The following is a 19593-nucleotide window of genomic DNA, read 5'->3' as shown; positions in this document are numbered from 1 at the left end:
AACTTCAGGATCGCGGGGCCTGCGCGCCCCCGCAGCCTGTCAGCGTGCTAGCCTCATTCAGACCTGTCACACGACTGCAATAATTCCGTTATCTAATGCGCCCCAAGACAGTTAAATGACAAGAGGTTCGAGCATGGCTGGCAGGAGCATCCTGATCGTTGACGACGAAGCGCCAATTCGCGAAATGATCGCCGTTGCGTTGGAAATGGCTGGATACGACTGTATTGAAGCCGAAAACTCTCAGCAGGCCCACGCGATCATCGTGGACCGCAAGCCTGACCTGATTCTGCTCGACTGGATGCTGCCTGGCACGTCCGGCATCGAACTGGCCCGGCGCCTCAAGCGTGATGAACTGACCGGGGACATCCCGATCATCATGCTCACCGCCAAGGGTGAGGAGGACAACAAGATTCAGGGCCTGGAAGTCGGCGCCGACGATTACATCACCAAGCCTTTCTCGCCCCGCGAGTTGGTGGCACGCCTCAAGGCTGTGCTGCGTCGCGCTGGCCCGACTGACGGCGAAGCGCCCATCGAAGTCGGCGGCCTGCTGCTCGACCCGATCAGCCACCGTGTCACCATCGACGGCAAACCGGCCGAAATGGGCCCGACCGAATACCGTCTGCTGCAGTTCTTCATGACCCACCAGGAGCGCGCCTACACGCGCGGTCAGTTGCTGGATCAGGTATGGGGCGGCAACGTCTACGTCGAGGAACGCACCGTCGATGTTCACATCCGCCGCCTGCGCAAGGCTTTGGGGGATGCGTATGAAAATCTGGTACAAACCGTACGCGGCACTGGCTATCGTTTCTCGACCAAAAGCTGACAACCGCTGCGTCGACGCAGGGCAAGGGCCGGTGCAGACCAGACAAGGATTTACCCCTAATTGAATCAAAATTGGCACGGCACTCTGATACGCCACATGTTGTTGCTGGTCACCGCCTGCCTGTTGGTCGGCCTGATCAGTGGGCAATATGCCTGGAGCCTGGCCGCCGGGCTGGGGCTGTATCTGGCCTGGACCCTCAAGCAACTGTTGCGCCTGCATGAATGGCTGAGCAGCCACAAGGCCGACGAGCCGCCTCCGGACGGTTACGGTCTGTGGGGCGAGGTCTTCGATAGCATTTATCACCTGCAACGTCGTGATCAACGCGTCCGCGGTCGCCTTCAGGCGGTCATTGACCGCGTGCAGGAATCCACCGCCGCGCTGCGTGATGCGGTGATCATGCTCGACAGCGACGGCAATCTGGAGTGGTGGAACCGTGCCGCTGAAACCCTGCTGGGCCTGAAGACGCCGCAGGACAGCGGGCAGCCCGTGACCAACCTGGTGCGGCATCCACGTTTCAAGGAATACTTTGCGTTGGGCGACTACAGCGAGCCGCTGGAAATCCCGTCGCCGACCAACGATCGCCTGCGCATTCAGTTGCTGATCACCCGTTATGGCAACAATGAGCATCTGATGCTGGTGCGCGACGTGACGCGCATTCATCAGCTGGAGCAGATGCGCAAAGACTTCGTCGCCAACGTGTCTCACGAGTTGCGGACGCCGCTCACGGTGATCTTCGGCTACCTGGAAACGCTGCTCGACAACGTGGACGAGGTCAATCCACGCTGGGTACGTGCGCTGCAACAGATGCATCAGCAGGGCGGGCGCATGCAGACGCTGCTCAACGACCTGCTGTTGCTGGCCAAGCTCGAGGCCACCGATTACCCCTCGGACAACCACCCGGTGGTCGTCAATTCCCTGCTCAAGACCATCACCGCCGATGCCAACGCGCTGTCGGGCAGCAAGAACCAGCAGATCCACCTCAGCCTGGAAAGCGACATGCGCCTCAAGGGCAGCGAAAGCGAACTGCGCAGCGCGTTTTCCAACCTGATTTTCAATGCCGTCAAATACACCCCGGCCGAGGGCGTGATACGTGTTCGCTGGTGGGCCGACGAACGGGGCGCGCACCTGAGCGTGCAGGATTCAGGGATCGGCATCGAGACCAAACACCTGCCGCGCCTGACGGAGCGCTTCTACCGGGTCGATACCAGCCGCGCGTCCAATACTGGCGGTACAGGGCTCGGTCTGGCCATCGTCAAACATGTGCTGCTGCGCCATCGCGGCAACCTTGAGATCAACAGTGTTCTCGGCAAGGGCAGTGTTTTTACCTGTCACTTTGCCAGCGCTCAGTTGTCCAAACCCGCGAGCGACGATTCAGACTACTAGGCAATCCCGCTTCGAGCCGCTACATTGCCGGGTTCATAGCGTCCTCTCTGGCGTGACACGACCCTCTTCCTGTTAATACGGACCCTGCAAAACCCAATCATGGACCCTTCCCCTAGTTTTAACCTGTCTTCACTCTTCGCCGATTTCGGCATGATTCTTTTTGCTTTGTTCCTGGTCCTGCTCAACGGCTTTTTCGTTGCGGCAGAGTTCGCCATGGTCAAACTGCGCTCGACCAAGGTTGAAGCCATTGCCGACAAGAACGGCTGGCGCGGGCACATTCTGCGCAAGGTCCATGGCCAGCTGGACGCCTACCTTTCGGCCTGCCAGCTGGGGATCACCCTCGCCTCTCTGGGCCTGGGCTGGGTCGGTGAACCGGCCTTCGCGCACCTGCTGGAGCCGTTGCTCGCGGCGATGGGCGTGGACACTCCGGAATTGATCAAGGGCGTGTCGTTCTTTACCGCCTTCTTCATCATTTCCTATCTGCACATCGTCATCGGCGAGCTGGCCCCCAAATCCTGGGCGATCCGCAAACCGGAGCTGTTGTCGCTGTGGACAGCGGCGCCGTTGTACTTCTTCTACTGGTTGATGTACCCGGCCATCTACCTGCTCAACGCCAGCGCCAACGCCATTTTGCGCATCGCCGGCCAGGGTGAGCCCGGCCCGCACCATGAACACAGCTACAGCCGCGACGAATTGAAACTGATCCTGCACTCCAGCCGTGGCCAGGACCCCAGCGATCAGGGCATGCGTGTGCTGGCGTCGGCTGTGGAAATGGGCGAGCTGGAAGTGGTCGACTGGGCCAACTCCCGCGAAGACATGGTGTCACTGGACTTCAATGCGCCGCTCAAGGAAATCCTTGCCTTGTTCCGCCGTCACAAATTCAGCCGTTATCCGCTGTATGACGCTGAACGTGGCGAGTTCGTCGGCCTGCTGCACATCAAGGACCTGCTGCTGGAACTGGCAGCGCTGGACCATATTCCGGAGTCGTTCAACCTGGCCGAGCTGACCCGCCCGCTGGAACGTGTTTCCCGGCACATGCCGCTGTCGCAGTTGCTCGAGCAGTTCCGCAAGGGTGGCGCGCACTTCGCCGTGGTGGAAGAAGCCGACGGCAAGATCGTGGGCTACCTGACCATGGAAGACGTGCTCGAAGTGCTGGTGGGCGACATCCAGGACGAACACCGCAAGGTAGAGCGCGGCATTCTCGCCTATCAGCCCGGCAAACTGCTGGTACGCGGTGACACGCCATTGTTCAAGATCGAGCGCCTGCTGGGCGTCGACCTGGATCACATCGAAGCCGAGACACTGGCCGGTCTGATCTACGACACGCTCAAGCGCGTGCCGGAAGAAGAGGAACAGCTGGAAGTCGAAGGCCTGCGCATCATCATCAAGAAGATGAAAGGCCCGAAAATCGTCCTGGCCAAGGTGCTGAAGCTGGACTGACCCGATCAGCGGCGCCTGTTCAGCATCGGGCGCAGGGTGTTCTACCGGACGCCCATCGTTCCTCACGCTCCAGTGGGAATGCATTTCGCGACGCTCCGCGTCACAACCCTGCGCCGCACCCCATGCTCAGGCCAGGACGCGGAGCGTCCAGAACGGCATACCCACGCGGAGCATGGGCACGATAGGTGTTCTACCTGACGACTATCGTTCCTCACGCTCCAGTGGACTGCCTTGCGTGACGCTCCGCGTCACAAATCTGCGCCGCGCCCCATGTTCAGGAGAGGACGCAGAGCGTCCAGAACGGCATGCCCACGCTGGAGCATGGGCACGATGGTGATCTACCTGCCGCCTATCGTTCCTCACGCTCCAGCGTGGGAATGCCTTGCGTGACGCTCCGCGTCACAAATCTGCGCCGCGCCCCATGTTCAGGATCGGACGCAGGGCGTGGGAGCTATGAATGGCCCCCTGCTCAATTCCCGCCGACGGCGAAGTTGGGCAGGCTCTGCACCGGTGTGGCGAATTCGTAGGGGATCGAGACCAGTTCATTGCCCGAGTTGCGCTGCACGACAAAGTGCAGGTGCGGGCCGGTGCTGTTGCCGGTGTTGCCCGACCGTGCCAGCGCTGTTCCGACACTCACCCGCTGACCTTCCCTGACACTCACCGAGCCGCGCATCAGGTGCAGGTAGACGCCCATGGTGCCGTCGTCGTGCAAGATGCGCACAAAGTTGCCTGACGCATTCGAGCCCCGCCCTGACTGGCTGTTTTCGATCTTCACCACCGTGCCGCCGCGCGCGGCAATGATCGGCGTTCCCTCCGGCATGGCGATGTCCATTGCATAGCGCCCCTTGACGCCGTAATGGCTGTACCTGCCATTCGGGCCCTGAGTCAGGCGGAACGGGCCGCCAATCCACGGCAGCGGGTATTTGTAGGCTTGCACCGAGCCTTTGGGGTCTCCCAGGGTTGAACTCAGCATCGAGGCGTAGTTCATCGGCTTGCTGCCCACCTTGGGGCTCAAGACCACCACGCGCTGGTTGCTGCGCGCAGGGATCGTGCGGCGCAGCGTTGCCGACGAGCCAGAGACCCCCAGCACGTTGGTCACACTGGAAAGCTTGAGTTCGACCTCGACCGGGGCATACAGATCATTGCGCACGTACAGACTGTGTACGCCCTTTTCACGTCTGACACTCAAGTGCACCTGGCCGTCGATACGCTCGACCATGCGGTCCCGAAACACCATGACCGATGCGCCGGGCGTCGGCCGGTCCGAGAAGGACACCACGCCATTGGCATCGGTGAATTTATAAATCGTGACCGCCCCGGCCGACTGCACAGTCAACGTCAGGGCAAACAGGATAAGCAGGCGTTCAAGCATCGGGATGGTCGGGTTCAAGGGCACTGGGTGCCAAGCCTAGCAGCCTTGCAGGCAGAAGAGGACGCAAGGGTATCAATCGGACATGAATGAAGCGTCAAGGAAGGCACGCCAGAGCGCCGGTACGCGGTGTTGTGTAACACCGCGCAAAGCTGACGCAGCGTGGGCATGCCGTTCAGCTCAGAGGTGGATGTCAGGCACCCGGGATAAAGTGCTTCTGCGCCGTACCGCGTGCAATCAGACGCGACAGATAGTCGAGCTTCTGCGCATCCTGGTCGACGAAACGGAAAGACACCTGCAGCCATTCGCTGTCGGGCTTCTGCTCGAACGCGGCAACCGAGTGCAGGTAGCCATTCAGGCGCGCGACTTCGTTGCTCTCGCCCTGCTCAAGGTCCAGCACCGCGCTGTCGAGTACCTGCGGCAGGTTTTCGCTGACGCGAATCACCAGCGTGGCGTCTTTCAGGGTGAGGGCCTTGATCACGCACGACTGAATGCCGTTGGGCAGACGCAACTGGCCCTGTCCGCGACCGGTCGGCTCTGCCGATCTGGCGGGTGCAGGTGCTGGCTTGGGAGCTGCGGCAGCAGCAGGCGCGCTACGAACCACTTCGGCCTTGCCACCGGTCAATGCACTCAGCGAGTCATTGAGCGGCGAGTTCATGCGTGCCGGGGCTGTGGACATGACAGCGTCAAGCTTGCCGACTTTTGCCAGCGCTTTCTTGACCTTGGTCAGCAACTGTTCATTGGTGAACGGCTTGCCGACAAAATCGGTCACTCCAGCCTGAATGGCCTGCACGACGTTTTCCTTGTCACCACGGCTGGTCACCATGATGAACGGAACGGTTCTCAGGTAATTGTCTTGCTGGCGGCACCATGTCAACAGCTCAAGGCCGGACATTTCTGGCATTTCCCAGTCGCACAGGATCAGATCGAACGCCTCTTTGCCCAGCAACGTCTGAGCCTTGCGACCATTGACCGCGTCCTCGGTATGAATCCCGGGAAAATAATTGCGCAGCCCTTTCTTGACCAAGTCGCGAATGAAAGTCGCGTCATCCACCACCAATACACTGACCTTACTCATCGACGCTCCTGCGGGCGTGTTCACCTGGAGGCGAACTGCGGTATGCCAACACGCCCTTTGTTTCGGCAAGCATAGCGTTGACTGATAGCCAACTGCCATATTGATTGACTGCGCCGCGGCATTTAATCCGCTGGCGACGGGAAATACTGATCTGCACAACGAAAAACGCCCAGCGCGTGCTGGGCGTTTTTCTCGCAGGCAATCTTACTTATCGTCAGCGTCGCCCGGAACATTAGCGGTTTCGCTCGATATACCCTGCACTTCTTCCTTCATGCGCTTGAGACCCATGTGCCGCACGTCGGTCCCGCGCACCAGGTAGATCACCAGTTCGGAAATGTTGCGTGCATGGTCGCCAATTCGCTCCAGAGAGCGCAGCACCCAGATGATGTCCAGTACCCGGGAGATCGAGCGTGGATCTTCCATCATGTAGGTCGCCAGCTCGCGCAGAGCCGTCTTGTACTCGCGGTCGATGGTCTTGTCGTACTGCGCAACCGACAGGGCCAGCTCGGCGTCGAAGCGGGCGAACGAGTCCAGCGCATCGCGCACCATGTTGCGCACCTGATCGCCGATGTGACGCACCTCGACGTAACCACGCGGCGCCTCGCCCTCTTCGCAAAGCTTGATGGCACGGCGTGCGATCTTGGTGGCTTCATCACCAATGCGCTCCAGGTCGATCACCGACTTGGAAATGCTGATGATCAGGCGCAGGTCGGACGCCGCAGGCTGGCGACGAGCCAGAATGCGCAGGCACTCTTCGTCGATGCTGCGTTCCATCTGATTGATCCGGTCGTCGACCTCGCGAACACGCTGGGCAAGACCGGAGTCGGCCTCGATCAACGCCGTGACCGAATCGTTCACCTGCTTCTCGACCAGGCCACCCATTTCGAGCAAATGGCTGCGAACATCTTCGAGTTCAGCGTTGAACTGTTGGGAAATGTGATGCGTATGGCTGTCTTTGTGGATCATGCTGGGTGTCCTTGGAACGTCCGGTTAATTGCGAAAACGCAGCGGTGGTTCAGGGCTGACGAAGCACGTACTACCCGTAACGACCGGTGATGTAGTCTTCTGTCTGTTTTTTTGCCGGGTTGGTGAACAAGGTATCCGTATCACCGAACTCGACAAGCTTGCCCATGTACATAAACGCGGTGTAATCCGACACCCGAGCCGCCTGCTGCATGTTGTGGGTAACGATCACAATGGTGTATTTCGATTTCAGTTCGTAGATCAGTTCTTCGACCTTGAGAGTCGAAATCGGATCAAGTGCCGAACAGGGTTCGTCGAGCAGCAGGACTTCCGGCTCCACGGCGATCGTTCGGGCAATGACCAGACGCTGCTGCTGCCCCCCGGACAAACCCAATGCCGACTCATGCAGTCGATCCTTGACTTCATCCCAGAGCGCAGCGGCTTTCAGCGCCCACTCGACAGCTTCATCGAGCACGCGCTTCTTGTTGATCCCCTGAATGCGCAGCCCGTAGACCACGTTTTCATAAATCGTCTTGGGGAACGGATTGGGCTTCTGAAACACCATGCCGACGCGTCGACGCAACTCGGCGACTTCCTCGCCCTTGGTGTAGATGTTATGCCCGTACAGGTTGATCGCGCCCTCGACCCGGCAACCATCGACCAGGTCGTTCATGCGGTTGAAGCAGCGCAACAACGTCGACTTGCCGCACCCGGACGGGCCGATGAACGAGGTTACCTTCTGCTTCGGGATATTCAGGGCAATATCGAACAGCGCCTGCTTGTCGCCATAGAACAGATTCAGGCCTGGCACTTCGATGGCCACGCTCTCGTCGGCCAGATCCAGGCGTTGCTTGTGCCGCCTCAGGGCCGACATGTTCATGCCACTCGTCGGGCTTTCATGCTGCATGGATTGCTCCTGTGCGAACGGTTCGCGTCATCGAACGGCCGCGTTTGCCAAAGGGCGAATTCGGAATCAATTGTCGAGCGCCTTGTACTTTTCCCGCAAATGGTTACGGATGCTCACCGCCGACAGATTGAGCAAGGCGATGACCAGTACCAGCAGCAGTGCGGTGGCATAGACCAGCGGGCGGGCTGCCTCGACGTTGGGGCTCTGGAAGCCGACATCGTAAATGTGGAAACCCAGGTGCATGATCTTCTGATCGAGGTGCAGATAAGGATAGTTGCCGTCCAGCGGCAGTGACGGCGCCAGCTTGACGACGCCCACCAGCATCAAGGGCGCAACTTCCCCGGCGGCACGCGCCACCGCGAGAATCAGCCCGGTCATCATTGCCGGGCTAGCCATCGGCAACACAATCTTCCACAGCGTCTCGGCCTTGGTTGCACCCAGTGCCAGCGAACCTTCACGCAGGGTCAGCGGAATGCGCGCCAGCCCTTCTTCGGTTGCCACAATCACCACCGGCACGGCGAGCAGTGCCAGGGTCAGCGAGGCCCATAACAGGCCAGGCGTGCCGAACGTCGGAGCCGGCAGCGCTTCAGGAAAGAACAGCCGATCCACCGAACCGCCAAGTACATAGACGAAAAAGCCCAGGCCGAACACGCCGTAGACAATCGCAGGCACACCGGCGAGGTTGTTCACCGCGATGCGAATCAACCGGGTCACCGGCCCCTGACGCGCGTACTCACGCAGGTAGACCGCCGCCAGCACACCGAACGGCGTGACGATCACGGCCATGATCAGGGTCATCATCACCGTGCCGAAGATCGCCGGGAAGATACCGCCTTCGGTGTTGGCTTCGCGTGGATCGGCACTGAGAAACTCCCACAGCTTCTCGAAGTAGAAGCCGAGCTTGGTCACCGTGCCCATCGCATTGGGCTGATAGGCACGCACCACTTTGCCCAGGCTGAGTTCGATCTCTTTGCCGCTGCCATCACGCGCGGTCAGGCTGTCGCGATCAAAGGCCTGGTGCAGCCCGTCAAGACGCGCCTCGATCACCTTGTAACGCGCATCCAGCTCGGCACGCTCGGCGGCCATGTCCGCTTGCGCGGCGGCATCCAGCCGGCCATCGAGCTCCAGCTTGCGGGCCTGCAGACGCAGGCGCTCGATGCTGTGATTGATGGCACCAATGTCTTTCTTTTCCAGGGTATAGAGTTCGTCAGCCAGCTTTTCGACGCGTTTGATGCGCTCTTGCAGGACCGGCCAGGCCGCCTCGCCTTCGGCCACGATGCGTCCGCCCTCCTTGACGTTGACCAGATAGCCGTAGAAATTGCCCCACTCGCGACGCTCCAGCGTCATCAGGTCTGCAGGCCGGCTCTGCCCGGTCAGCCATTCGCCTACCACCCAGTTGAAGTCACTGGGGTTGATATCCCGATTGCCGACCTTGTACAGCTCACGGGTCATGAACTCCGGCCCCTGATCAGGCACCGGCAGGCCCGCGCTTTTCAGGCGCGCACGAGGTACCTGCTCCTGCTCGACCCGTTCACCGACCAGAACACTCGATTCCTGATTGGGTACCGCGTACTGCGCGCTCACCAGATCGGCGGGCCAGAAATGCCCAAGGCCGCGCACGGCGATCACCGCCAACAGGCCGATGGTCATGATCACAGCGATGGATACGGCACCCGCACTCATCCAGACGCCGGGGGCGCCACTTTTGAACCAGTTCCTGAGGGAGTTCCGCTTCACCAACGCCTACCTTCCTTACAGCGACGAGTATTGCTTGCGCAGACGCTGACGAATCAGCTCTGCGAGGGTGTTCATCACGAAGGTGAACATCAACAGCACCAACGCCGCCAGAAACAGCACCCGATAATGGCTGCCGCCCACTTCCGACTCCGGCATCTCCACCGCGACATTCGCCGCCAGCGTACGCATGCCTTCAAACAGGTTCATGTCCATGATCGGCGTATTGCCGGTCGCCATCAGCACAATCATGGTTTCCCCCACGGCCCGGCCCATGCCGATCATCAAGGCGGAAAAGATGCCAGGGCTGGCGGTCAGGATCACCACCCGCGTCAGGGTCTGCCACGGCGTTGCGCCCAGTGCCAGCGAACCCAGCGTCAGGCTGCGCGGCACGCTGAACACCGCATCTTCGGCAATCGAATAAATGTTGGGGATCACTGCGAACCCCATGGCGATACCGACCACCAGCGCATTGCGCTGATCGTAGGTGATACCCAGGTGGTCGCGAATCCAGGTGCTCATGTCCCCGGCGAAGAACCAGCTCTCCAGGTGCGGGCTCATGCTCAACGAGAACCAGCCCACCAACAGCACGACAGGAATCAGGATCGCGCTTTCCCAGCCATCGGGAATACGCAGGCGAAGCGAATCAGGCACGCGGGTCCAGAAAAAGCCCGCCAGCAAAATGCCGATCGGCGTGAGCAGCAGCACACTGAAAATGCCGGGCAGATGCCCTTCCAGATACGGGGCCAGAAACAATCCGGCAAAAAAGCCGAGAATCACCGTCGGCATCGCTTCCATCAATTCGATCACCGGCTTGACCTTGCGGCGCATGCCCGGGGCCATGAAGTAGGCGGTATAGATCGCCGCAGCCACGGCCAGCGGCGCGGCCAGCAACATGGCGTAGAACGCCGCTTTCAGCGTGCCGTAGGTCAACGGTGCCAGGCTCAGCTTGGGCTCGAAGTCGGAGTTGGAGGCCGTGGACTGCCAGATGTACTTGGGCTCATCGTAATTCTCGTACCAGACCTTGCCCCACAGCGAACTCCAGGAGACTTCCGGGTGTGGGTTGTCCAGCGTCAGCGGCAGCAGCTTGCCAGCGCTCTCGATCAGAATCCGGTTGGCGCGTGGCGACAACGCCAGAATGCCGGGCCCCTCGGCAACCTGGTCGATCAACAGGGTGCGGTGCGCAGTGCTGTGGAATACGCCCAGCTTGCCGGAAGTATCCAGAGCGATGAAGCCCTTGCGGCGCTGCTCGGCCTTGATCTGCGCGATAGGTGCGCTGCCCAGGCCGAAATCGCGGATGCGCATCAGGCGCTGCTCACCGTCGGTGCCACGGGCCATGAACCACTGGGACAGGCTGCCCTTGGAGTTGCCGATGATCAGCGAAATGCCGCCGACCAGTTGAGCGCTCGCCGTGATCTCGGCGTTGCCGTCTTCCAGCAATTTATAGCGGCCATTGAGGCTGCGATCGCGCAGGCTGAACACATCCGCCTGCGCGCGCCCGTTGATGACATACAACCATTGCTGGCGCGGGTCGATGTAGATCGCCTTGACTACAGCAGACATCTGCGGCAATTCGATGCGCGTCTGCTCGCGGGTCATCTCGCCGGTCATCATGTTTTCTTTCTGTTCGAGCGAGACGACATGCAACTGAGTGCCGGTCGCCCCTGCCAGCTTCAGGCTGTCGCCATCGGAGCTGACGGTGACATGCTCGACCGCACGCCCGGCCTCATCCAGTACCAGGGGCGCTTCGCCGTAGGGCCAGGCCACGCTCGGGGTGATGGTTTTCTGATCGTTCGGGTAGGTCGTCAGGTACGAGTGCCTGAACACCAGCACCTGACCGTTGGACAAGCCCAGGGCTATCAATGGCGCGCCGGGCTGGTCCTTGCCGATGGACGCGACGGACACGCCCGCGGGAAGCGGCAAGGCAATGCGCTGCAGCTCTGCGCCGTCCTCGAGGTTGAAAAAGACCACTTCGCCCTTGTCGGAAATGCGCATGCCGATCTGGTTCTGCTCTTCGATGGTGATCATCAGCGGCGCACCAGCGTCCTGCAGCCAGGCGGCATTCAGCGCAGGCTCGGCGGTCAGGCTGGCGCCTTTGAAAAGCGGCGCAACGACATAGGCAAGGTAGAAGAAGATCAGCGTGATGGCCGCCAGCACGGCAAGGCCACCAATGGCGACGTACCAATGAGTGAGACGATCCTTCAACGCACGGACACGACGCTTTCGCACCATCGCGGGCGTATTGAAATCAATACGCGCCGGAGGCGAATTCTGGTCCATCGTCGATTTGAACAGCTCATTCATGCGCACACACCGTAGACGCCTTGTATGACAGAAACATTACAGAAAGGTGACGCAAGAAAGCCCGCTGCCTGCGCAACCGGCGGCGGACTGTTCAATTTTGTGTGCAGGCCAGTCCATCGAGCCTCGCCCCAACGCGTACGCGATTACTTTAACGCCACGCCGCTCGCGCCCTGCAGGCCAAGATCGGCCAGCGTCTTTTCCACGACACGCGCAGGCAGCGGGATGTAACCGTCCTTCATCACTACTTCCTGGCCCTGTCTCGACAGCACCAGTTTCACGAACTCGGCTTCCAGCGGCGCCAAGGGCTGGTTCGGCGCCTTGTTCACATACACATAAAGAAAGCGCGACAGTGGATAACTGCCGTTCAGGGTATTGGCTTCGCTGTCTTCGACAAACTCGCCCCCTTCCTTCTTCGCCAGCGCAACAGCCCTGACGTTGGATGTCTTGTAACCGATCCCCGAGTAACCGATGCCGTTACGCGAATTGCTGATCGCGCTGACTACCGAAGCAGAGCCGGGCTGCTCGTTGACGTTGGCCTTGAAGTCGCCTTTGCACAGGGCTTCTTCCTTGAAGTAACCGTAAGTGCCCGACACCGAGTTACGACCGAACAACTGGATCGGTTTGCCTGCCAGATCGCCGGTCACACCGACATCACCCCAGGTTTTCGCATCTGCCCTGGCACCGCACAGGCGGGTCGCGGAAAAGATCGCGTCCACTTGCTGCAGGGTCAGGCCCTTGATCGGGTTGTCCTTGTGCACGAAAACCGCCAGGGCGTCCACCGCGACCGGAATCGCGGTCGGCTTGTAGCCATGTTTCTGCTCGAAAGCCGACAACTCGCCGTCTTTCATCTTGCGGCTCATCGGGCCCAGATTGGCCGTGCCCTCGGTCAGCGCGGGTGGCGCCGTGGAGGAGCCGGCCGCCTGGATCTGGATGTTCACGCTCGGGTATTCTTTCTTGTAGGCCTCGGCCCACAATGTCATCAGATTTGCCAGGGTATCGGAGCCGACACTGGAGAGATTGCCCGACACACCGGAGGTCTTGGTATAGGCCTTGATGGCAGGGTCGACCGCAGCCAGCGTATTGGCTGCCGTCACTCCGGCGGCAACCAGGATCAGTGCAGTCATCAAACGCTTGAGTGTCATCCTTGCGCTCCTGGCAGGGTGTGTCGGTGTCCACGAGCCTTTTTTGGCCAGTCTTGTGACTACTCTATGAATTGATTATGACAATAAGATGAAAAGGCTATCGACCTGTGCAGGTAGATAGCCTTTGGCTGTAGCGGTGCCAGAGCGATTCAACAGTGGGCGATGATCAACGCTTTCGGCTCAGCAAGAACGCACCGATGGCCATGCCCAGGCCGCAGAGGATCGCGACGTACCACGCCGGCCCCATCGGACTGCTCTTGAGCATGAAGGTCACGACCATCGGCGTCAGACCGCCGAAGATCGCATACGCCAGGTTGTAGGAGAACGACAGCCCCGAGAAGCGCACCACAGGCGGGAACGCCTTGACCATGACGTAGGGAACTGCGCCGATCGTACCGACGAACAGGCCAGTCACCGCATACAGCGGGAACAGCACTTCCGGATGGCTGCCGAGGATGTGATAGAACGTCCAGGAACTGATCAGCAGACCTGCGCTGCCCAGCAGAAACACCCAGCCTGCGCCGAAGCGATCCGCCAGTGCGCCCGCGGCGATACAGCCCACGCTCAGGAAGACAATGGCCAAGCTGTTGGCTTTCAGCGCCGTAGCAGCCGGAAAGCCATAAATGGTCTGCAGAATGGTCGGCGTCATCAGGATCACCACGATGATCCCGGCAGACAGCAACCAGGTCATCAGCATCGACAGCGCAACGGCGCCACGATGATCGCGCAGCACCGCCTTGAGCGGCACTTCCTCGGCCAGTGCCTTGCGCAGTTGCAGCTCGGCGAAGACCGGCGTTTCATGCAGCAGGCGGCGCAGATACACCGACATCAGACCGAACACGCCACCCAGCAGGAAAGGGATACGCCATGCGTAATCCGATACCTCGACCGGGGTGTAGATGCTGTTGATCGCCGTGGCGACCAGCGAGCCCAGCAGGATGCCCGCTGTCAGGCCGGCGGTCAGGGTGCCGCAGGCATAGCCGACACGACGTGCAGGCACATGCTCGGACACGAACACCCAGGCGCCCGGCACTTCACCGCCAATGGCGGCACCTTGAATGACGCGCATCAACAGCAGCAGAATCGGCGCCCACATGCCGATCTGTGCGTAGGTCGGTAGCAGACCCATGATCAGGGTCGGCACCGCCATCATGAAAATGCTCAGCGTGAACATTTTCTTGCGCCCCAGCAGATCGCCGAAGTGCGCCATGATAATGCCGCCCAGAGGCCTCGCCAGATAACCGGCGGCGAAAATGCCGAACGTCTGCATCATGCGCAGCCAGTCGGGCATATCCACCGGGAAAAACAGTTTGCCGACCACCGCCGCGAAAAACACGAAAATGATGAAGTCGTAGAACTCCAGCGCACCACCCAGAGCCGACAGCGACAGGGTTTTGTAATCGCTGCGAGTCAGAGGCCGCGCAGGCTGCGTGGAACTTGGAGGAACAGATGACATGACAAGGCTTCTCTTTACGTGTTCTTTGAAAAGGGGCGAGCGACAGCAACGCTGGCTGCTGCGGGGTGCCGTGCAGAAGCGATTGTCGGGAGCAACGGTGCAGATAGGCACCAAAATTGCGTGTACAGGCAGTCTTGTCACCTGTAGAGGTCCAGCAAGATAGCAAATTGCTACAAAAAACACATGGCAGAACTGCCACTGACACAAAATGAAGACCCACGGTCGTTCTATGACGCAACGCCCGATATACTCGCAAGTCGTCAACAGCCTTGGGAAGCTGTGCGAAAACGTCTGAATCAGCGGGTTTCGCAGAGTTTCCCTTTGGGCCACACCGGCGCTGAACACATAATGTTCATGCTCATGGTTTTGAATGGCACCTGTTAACCGCGACATACAATAATGAGAGTCATGGGTCAGAGGCACCCTAGGCATGATCGAGCTCGAACAAGAAGACCCAACCCCGCAAGGCGACCTTGCACTGCAAATCACCGCCCTTCCCCGCGAAACCAATGGCTTTGGCGACATTTTTGGCGGCTGGCTGGTGTCCCAGATGGACCTGGCAGGCACAGCGATGGCCAGCAAAGTCGCGGGTGGCCGTGTGGCGACCGTCGCCATCGATCGCATGGCGTTTCTTGTCCCGGTCGCAGTCGGCGAACAGCTTTCCTTCTACACCCGCACCCTCGAAGTCGGACGCACCTCGATCAAGATGATGGTCGAAGTGTGGAGCGACGACCCGCTCACCAGCGAATGGCGCAAGGTCACCGAGGCTGCGTTCGTGTTCGTGGCCATAGATGCCAGCGGCCGGACGCGCTCGGTTCCTGCGCGACGGTAAATTGTCGTTCGGTCATGGATTGGCTGCACGGGTAAACTCACCGAGCGTGAAGCGGTCTATTTTCGTCACGGTCATTGAGTGAGAACTTTGCATGCCAACATCCCCGGTTGAACCCACCGTTGAATCCATCCTTTACGATGAGCTGAACTGCTGGCGTATTTGCCACGGCGAAGCAGAGCTGCTGGTTGCGCAACAAGGCGCACACATCCTCAGCTATCAAGTGGCCGGGCAGCCGCCGCTGGTGTGGCTGAACGAAGAGGCGGTTTTCAAACGCGGCAAACCCATTCGTGCCGGCATGCCGATCTGCTGGCCGTGGTTCGGTAACCTGGAGCGCAACCCGCAAAGCGTGCAGGCAATGCGCGACAGCAGCGAACCTGCCAAGGCGCATGGCGAAGTGCGGGCGCTGGACTGGCAGTTGCTGGGTATTGGCGCAGATGGCGACGCACTGCTGGTGGAGTTCGTGCTTCCCGAAGCCGAAGGCCACTTGCCTGGCTGGCCGCACAACGTCGCCCTGAAACTGAGCATTCGTCTGGACCACGCACTGAATGTCAGTCTGGTCAGCTACAACTGCGGCACTGAGCCAGTAGTGATCAGCCAGGCACTGCACACCTATTTCGCCGTTAGCGACGTACGTCAGGTCAGTGTCGAAGGGCTCGACGGCCTGCGTTACATCGAAACCCTGGCAAACTGGGAAGAACGCGAGCAGAGCGGCGACCTGACCTTCACAGGCGAAACCGACCGCATCTACAAGGACACGCCGGGCGTGCTCAGCATCGTTGACCCCGAGTGGCAGCGACGCATCCACATCCGCAGCACGGGCTCGAACTCAGCCATCCTGTGGAACCCGTGGATCGAAAAGACCGGCAAGTTCACCGACATGGCAGCAGACGGCTGGCAGCGCATGGTCTGCGTCGAAACCGCCAACGTGCTGGACGACGTGGTCACGCTGGCACCGGACCAGATGCATGTGCTGGGTGTGAGTATCTGGAGCGAAGCGCTCTGATCGATCAGTAATCGATCAAGCCCATCAAAGGTCCGACTCAACCACCACACGGACCTTTGACGCGTCCATCGCATACGCCGCATCGGCAAGGTCATTACTGACCTTCTCGATTTTCAGGGTGCCTTCTACCCACAGTGGTGTGTAGATATCATCCAGTTTCAGACCCTTGGGGTAACGCACCAGCACCAGCTGGTTGGGCGGCGGTGGCGGAACGTGGATGCAGGCGCCTGGGTAAGGCACGATGAAGAACAGCGTACTGCGGCCCTTGGCATCGGTTTCGAGAGGCACAGGGTAGCCGCCGAGACGAATCGTCTTGCCATTCATTGCCGGGACGGTTTTGGTCGAATACATGACTGCTGGCAGACCCTTGCTCTGCTTCAGCCCACCCTTGCTGTCGAACGTGCCCATGGCTTCCGGAGAATTGTGGTCAATCTCGGGCATGGCTTCGAGGGCTTTTTGATCGGACTTGGGCATCAGCTCAAGCCAGTCGGTTTCCGGCAACTGGGCGAGTGCGGGACCGGAGAGCGCGGATAACAGCAGAAGAGTCATCAACAGGAAGCGACGCATGATAAAGCTCGGCAAAGGGGTGGAAAGTTGCCGAGCATTCTAGCCCTCTGCGCACTGTAAAACAGAGGGCTGACGCATAAGCGTTATTTCTTTCTGATCATGCCGTAGATAACCAGCAGGATGATTGCACCTACCAGCGCGCCGAGGAAACCTGCACCCTCGCCTGCCTGATAGATACCCAGCGCCTGACCACCGTAAGTGGCTGCAAGCGAACCGGCGATACCCAGCACGATGGTCATGATCCAGCCCATGCTGTCGTCGCCCGGCTTCAGAAAGCGAGCCAACAGACCAACGATCAGGCCGATAAAGATGGTTCCAATGATACCCATGCCATTTCCCTCTGTATTAAGTGAATATGCCCGGGCTAATAGCAGCCCCGACCTACTGCTATCTGAGAACAGCGACAGGGAATGGTTCCGGCGCGATGGCGAGTTTGAGTCGAGGTGGAGAATTCTTCATGAATGACGGGGCTGAACCGACCTGAGCTGAGGCCAGGCGTCTCGAACGGCGCTGCAACGCAGAAGCATAGGCACGACAGTTCAAAACGCTCGTTCCGCACGCTCTGCGTGGGAATGCAGTTCTCGACGCTCCGCGTCGCAAAAGGACGCGGAGTGTCGAGAACTGCATGCCAACGCGGAGCATCGGCACGCTAGCCGTGGGCCGGATCAGCCCTTGATCAGCGACTCTACCAACTTCACCTGACGATCCAGCGTTGCGCGGTCTACGCTGCGGACCGTGGCGTGTCCTACCTTGCGGCCAGCCTTGAAGGCCTTGCCGTAGTGATGCAGATGGCAGTCTTCGACCGCGATGACCTTGTCCACTGCGGGCACTTCACCGATGAAGTTGAGCATGGCGCTTTCACCGACCTTGGCCGTAGAGCCCAGCGGCAGACCGGCAACCGCACGCAGGTGGTTTTCGAACTGGCTGCACTCGGCGCCTTCGGTGGTCCAGTGACCGGAGTTGTGCACGCGCGGCGCGATCTCGTTGGCTTTCAGGCCACCGTCGACTTCAAAGAATTCGAATGCCAGCACACCCACGTAATCCAGCTGCTTCAGAACGCGGCCGGCGTAGTCCTCGGCCAGTGACTGCAAAGGATGATCGGTGCTGGCGATGGACAGACGCAGGATGCCGCTGTCATGCGTGTTGTGCACCAGCGGGTAGAACCGGGTCTCGCCATCACGCGCACGCACGGCAATCAACGACACTTCACCGCTGAACGGCACGAAACCCTCCAGCAGGCAGGGCACGCTGCCCAGCTCGGCGAATGTGTCGACCACATCGGCCGCCGAACGCAGGACCTTCTGGCCCTTGCCGTCATAACCCAGGGTGCGGGTCTTGAGCACGGCAGGCAGACCGATGCTGGCTACCGCGGCATCCAGGTCGGCCTGCGACTGGATATCGGCGAATGCCGGCGTCGGGATGTCCAGGTCCTTGAACATGCTCTTTTCGAACCAGCGATCACGCGCAATGCGCAACGCCTCGGCGCTCGGATAGACCGGTACGAACTGTGACAGAAACGCCACGGTCTCGGCGGGAACGCTTTCAAACTCGAAGGTCACCAGATCGACTTCATCCGCCAACTGACGCAGATGATCCAGATCGCCGTAATCGGCACGCAGATGCTCGCCAAGTGCCGCAGCACAGGCGTCCGGCGCGGGATCGAGAAAGGCGAAGTTCATGCCCAGCGGCGTACCTGCCAATGCCAACATGCGGCCCAGCTGGCCGCCACCGATTACACCGATCTTCATGGAAAAACCTCAGGCGTGGCGTGGGTCTGGATTATCCAGGACGCTGTCTGTCTGTTCAGTGCGAAATTTCTTCAGCGCTGCGTGGAATTGCGGGTGCTTTGCGCCAAGGATGCTGGCTGAAAGCAGCGCTGCGTTGATTGCACCCGCCTTGCCGATGGCCAGGGTCGCGACCGGGATACCGGCCGGCATCTGCACGATCGACAACAGCGAATCGACCCCCGAAAGCATCGACGACTGCACCGGAACACCCAGCACAGGCAGGTGGGTCTTGGCAGCGCACATGCCCGGCAAGTGAGCGGCACCGCCGGCACCGGCGATGATCACTTCAATGCCACGGCCTTCCGCTTCGTCGGCGTACTGAAACAGCAGATCCGGTGTGCGGTGAGCTGACACCACCTTGACTTCAAAAGGGATGCCGAGCTTTTCCAGCATATCGGCGGTGTGGCTAAGGGTGGACCAATCGGACTTGGAGCCCATGATCACGCCAACCAGTGCGCTCATCGTCGTGCCTCTCATCGGGCGCCCGCAGGCGCGTCTGAAAACAACAAGCCACGCGGGGGAACCGGCGTGGCTTGTTGTACGAATAATGACCGATTTAACCGGCCAAAGGCCGCGCAGTATACCGCAAAGTGGGGCGTTTAAAGCACCTGCAATCACCTTCTGTCAGCAGCCCTGCAAGACGTCGACGCAGACAGTGCCTGCAGTCCCCAAGGGAGCCTGTGCATCTTACGTCATGACAGCCCATGCCCTACCGTGTCAGGCGCAGAGTGCGACTGTCAGACACAAACAGTATTTGTTTAACTGCCTCGTCGACATTTGAAGTCGCTATTTAACCTGACGCTCA

General features: G+C 60.0%; 17 protein-coding genes. 5 read left to right on the top strand and 12 right to left on the bottom strand.

Annotation, left to right across the window (positions count from 1 at the left end; all coding sequences use genetic code 11):
* The first annotated feature begins 133 nt into the window (after positions 1-133).
* The 3 genes from phoB (at position 134) to QRN50_RS15755 (ending at position 3646) form a co-directional block, all read left to right on the top strand.
* Positions 134-823 (top strand): phosphate regulon transcriptional regulator PhoB, encoded by a 690-nt coding sequence (gene phoB / locus QRN50_RS15765; RefSeq protein WP_002555882.1) that lies wholly within the window; start codon positions 134-136, stop codon positions 821-823.
* 60 nt (positions 824-883) lie between these two features.
* Positions 884-2206 (top strand): phosphate regulon sensor histidine kinase PhoR, encoded by a 1323-nt coding sequence (gene phoR, locus QRN50_RS15760; RefSeq protein WP_003401247.1) that lies wholly within the window; start codon positions 884-886, stop codon positions 2204-2206.
* A 99-nt stretch (positions 2207-2305) separates the two neighbouring features.
* Positions 2306-3646, top strand: coding sequence for a hemolysin family protein (locus QRN50_RS15755; RefSeq protein ID WP_003367992.1), 1341 nt, complete (start codon positions 2306-2308; stop codon positions 3644-3646).
* Between the two features lie 469 nt (positions 3647-4115).
* Here the strand turns inward: QRN50_RS15755 and QRN50_RS15750 are convergent, their stop codons facing one another.
* The 8 genes from QRN50_RS15750 to QRN50_RS15715 all read right to left on the bottom strand — a co-directional run bounded on the left by QRN50_RS15750 (position 4116) and on the right by QRN50_RS15715 (position 14599).
* Positions 4116-5018 carry a peptidoglycan DD-metalloendopeptidase family protein gene (locus QRN50_RS15750; protein WP_003401249.1) on the bottom strand — a complete coding sequence of 301 codons (903 nt, stop codon included), beginning with the start codon at positions 5016-5018 and terminating at the stop codon, positions 4116-4118.
* Between the two features lie 190 nt (positions 5019-5208).
* Entirely contained in the window at positions 5209-6093 is an 885-nt protein-coding gene (locus tag QRN50_RS15745) for a response regulator (RefSeq protein WP_003401252.1), read from the bottom strand.
* Positions 6094-6297: 204 nt separating this feature from the next.
* Positions 6298-7059 carry a phosphate signaling complex protein PhoU gene (phoU, locus tag QRN50_RS15740; RefSeq protein WP_003401254.1) on the bottom strand — a complete coding sequence of 254 codons (762 nt, stop codon included), beginning with the start codon at positions 7057-7059 and terminating at the stop codon, positions 6298-6300.
* Positions 7060-7129: 70 nt separating this feature from the next.
* A complete protein-coding gene (pstB, locus tag QRN50_RS15735) occupies positions 7130-7963 on the bottom strand; it encodes a phosphate ABC transporter ATP-binding protein PstB (protein WP_003401255.1) in 834 nt (277 codons plus the stop codon).
* A 66-nt stretch (positions 7964-8029) separates the two neighbouring features.
* Positions 8030-9646: a phosphate ABC transporter permease PstA gene (gene pstA / locus QRN50_RS15730; protein ID WP_173645876.1), complete on the bottom strand. Its 1617-nt coding sequence runs from the start codon at positions 9644-9646 to the stop codon at positions 8030-8032.
* Positions 9647-9715: 69 nt separating this feature from the next.
* Positions 9716-12001, bottom strand: a complete 2286-nt coding sequence (locus QRN50_RS15725) for an ABC transporter permease subunit (RefSeq protein WP_024661017.1) — start codon at positions 11999-12001, stop codon at positions 9716-9718.
* A gap of 143 nt (positions 12002-12144) precedes the next feature.
* Positions 12145-13143 (bottom strand): phosphate ABC transporter substrate-binding protein PstS, encoded by a 999-nt coding sequence (locus QRN50_RS15720; RefSeq protein ID WP_011269390.1) that lies wholly within the window; start codon positions 13141-13143, stop codon positions 12145-12147.
* Positions 13144-13309: 166 nt separating this feature from the next.
* Complete coding sequence (locus tag QRN50_RS15715) at positions 13310-14599, bottom strand: MFS transporter (RefSeq protein ID WP_011269391.1); 1290 nt, start codon at positions 14597-14599, stop codon at positions 13310-13312.
* 430 nt (positions 14600-15029) lie between these two features.
* Between QRN50_RS15715 and QRN50_RS15710 the strand changes: the two genes are divergently transcribed.
* Both QRN50_RS15710 and QRN50_RS15705 read left to right on the top strand, forming a co-directional pair.
* The gene (locus QRN50_RS15710; RefSeq protein ID WP_003316086.1) at positions 15030-15431 is read left to right on the top strand and encodes an acyl-CoA thioesterase; all 402 of its coding nucleotides are present in this window, start codon (positions 15030-15032) and stop codon (positions 15429-15431) included.
* Between the two features lie 91 nt (positions 15432-15522).
* A complete protein-coding gene (locus QRN50_RS15705) occupies positions 15523-16434 on the top strand; it encodes a D-hexose-6-phosphate mutarotase (RefSeq protein ID WP_003401266.1) in 912 nt (303 codons plus the stop codon).
* A 24-nt stretch (positions 16435-16458) separates the two neighbouring features.
* Here QRN50_RS15705 and QRN50_RS15700 read toward each other — a convergent pair whose 3' ends face one another.
* The 4 genes from QRN50_RS15700 to purE form a co-directional block, all read right to left on the bottom strand.
* Positions 16459-17001 (bottom strand): DUF3299 domain-containing protein, encoded by a 543-nt coding sequence (locus QRN50_RS15700; RefSeq protein WP_003401267.1) that lies wholly within the window; start codon positions 16999-17001, stop codon positions 16459-16461.
* An 83-nt stretch (positions 17002-17084) separates the two neighbouring features.
* Positions 17085-17330, bottom strand: coding sequence for a GlsB/YeaQ/YmgE family stress response membrane protein (locus tag QRN50_RS15695; RefSeq protein ID WP_003401269.1), 246 nt, complete (start codon positions 17328-17330; stop codon positions 17085-17087).
* A 336-nt stretch (positions 17331-17666) separates the two neighbouring features.
* The gene (locus QRN50_RS15690) at positions 17667-18749 is read right to left on the bottom strand and encodes a 5-(carboxyamino)imidazole ribonucleotide synthase (protein WP_003401272.1); all 1083 of its coding nucleotides are present in this window, start codon (positions 18747-18749) and stop codon (positions 17667-17669) included.
* A gap of 9 nt (positions 18750-18758) precedes the next feature.
* The gene (gene purE / locus QRN50_RS15685) at positions 18759-19250 is read right to left on the bottom strand and encodes a 5-(carboxyamino)imidazole ribonucleotide mutase (RefSeq protein ID WP_003340324.1); all 492 of its coding nucleotides are present in this window, start codon (positions 19248-19250) and stop codon (positions 18759-18761) included.
* Positions 19251-19593: the final 343 nt, after the last annotated feature.

The sequence above is a fragment of the Pseudomonas sp. MEJ108 genome, assembly GCF_030208985.1.
GTDB lineage: Bacteria > Pseudomonadota > Gammaproteobacteria > Pseudomonadales > Pseudomonadaceae > Aquipseudomonas > Aquipseudomonas fragariae.
This window is presented reverse-complemented; position numbering and strand designations above follow the sequence as displayed.

Coding starts and splice junctions, on each gene's coding strand:
- QRN50_RS15710 (WP_003316086.1), top strand. CDS start 15,030: ATGATCGAGCTCGAACAAGAAGACCCAACCCCGCAAGGCGACCTTGCA.
- QRN50_RS15750 (WP_003401249.1), bottom strand. CDS start 5,018: ATGCTTGAACGCCTGCTTATCCTGTTTGCCCTGACGTTGACTGTGCAG.
- pstA (WP_173645876.1), bottom strand. CDS start 9,646: ATGAGTGCGGGTGCCGTATCCATCGCTGTGATCATGACCATCGGCCTG.
- phoU (WP_003401254.1), bottom strand. CDS start 7,059: ATGATCCACAAAGACAGCCATACGCATCACATTTCCCAACAGTTCAAC.
- QRN50_RS15695 (WP_003401269.1), bottom strand. CDS start 17,330: ATGGGTATCATTGGAACCATCTTTATCGGCCTGATCGTTGGTCTGTTG.
- purE (WP_003340324.1), bottom strand. CDS start 19,250: ATGAGCGCACTGGTTGGCGTGATCATGGGCTCCAAGTCCGATTGGTCC.
- QRN50_RS15720 (WP_011269390.1), bottom strand. CDS start 13,143: ATGACACTCAAGCGTTTGATGACTGCACTGATCCTGGTTGCCGCCGGA.
- QRN50_RS15715 (WP_011269391.1), bottom strand. CDS start 14,599: ATGTCATCTGTTCCTCCAAGTTCCACGCAGCCTGCGCGGCCTCTGACT.
- QRN50_RS15690 (WP_003401272.1), bottom strand. CDS start 18,749: ATGAAGATCGGTGTAATCGGTGGCGGCCAGCTGGGCCGCATGTTGGCA.
- QRN50_RS15745 (WP_003401252.1), bottom strand. CDS start 6,093: ATGAGTAAGGTCAGTGTATTGGTGGTGGATGACGCGACTTTCATTCGC.
- QRN50_RS15755 (WP_003367992.1), top strand. CDS start 2,306: ATGGACCCTTCCCCTAGTTTTAACCTGTCTTCACTCTTCGCCGATTTC.
- QRN50_RS15700 (WP_003401267.1), bottom strand. CDS start 17,001: ATGCGTCGCTTCCTGTTGATGACTCTTCTGCTGTTATCCGCGCTCTCC.
- QRN50_RS15705 (WP_003401266.1), top strand. CDS start 15,523: ATGCCAACATCCCCGGTTGAACCCACCGTTGAATCCATCCTTTACGAT.
- QRN50_RS15725 (WP_024661017.1), bottom strand. CDS start 12,001: ATGAATGAGCTGTTCAAATCGACGATGGACCAGAATTCGCCTCCGGCG.
- pstB (WP_003401255.1), bottom strand. CDS start 7,963: ATGCAGCATGAAAGCCCGACGAGTGGCATGAACATGTCGGCCCTGAGG.
- phoB (WP_002555882.1), top strand. CDS start 134: ATGGCTGGCAGGAGCATCCTGATCGTTGACGACGAAGCGCCAATTCGC.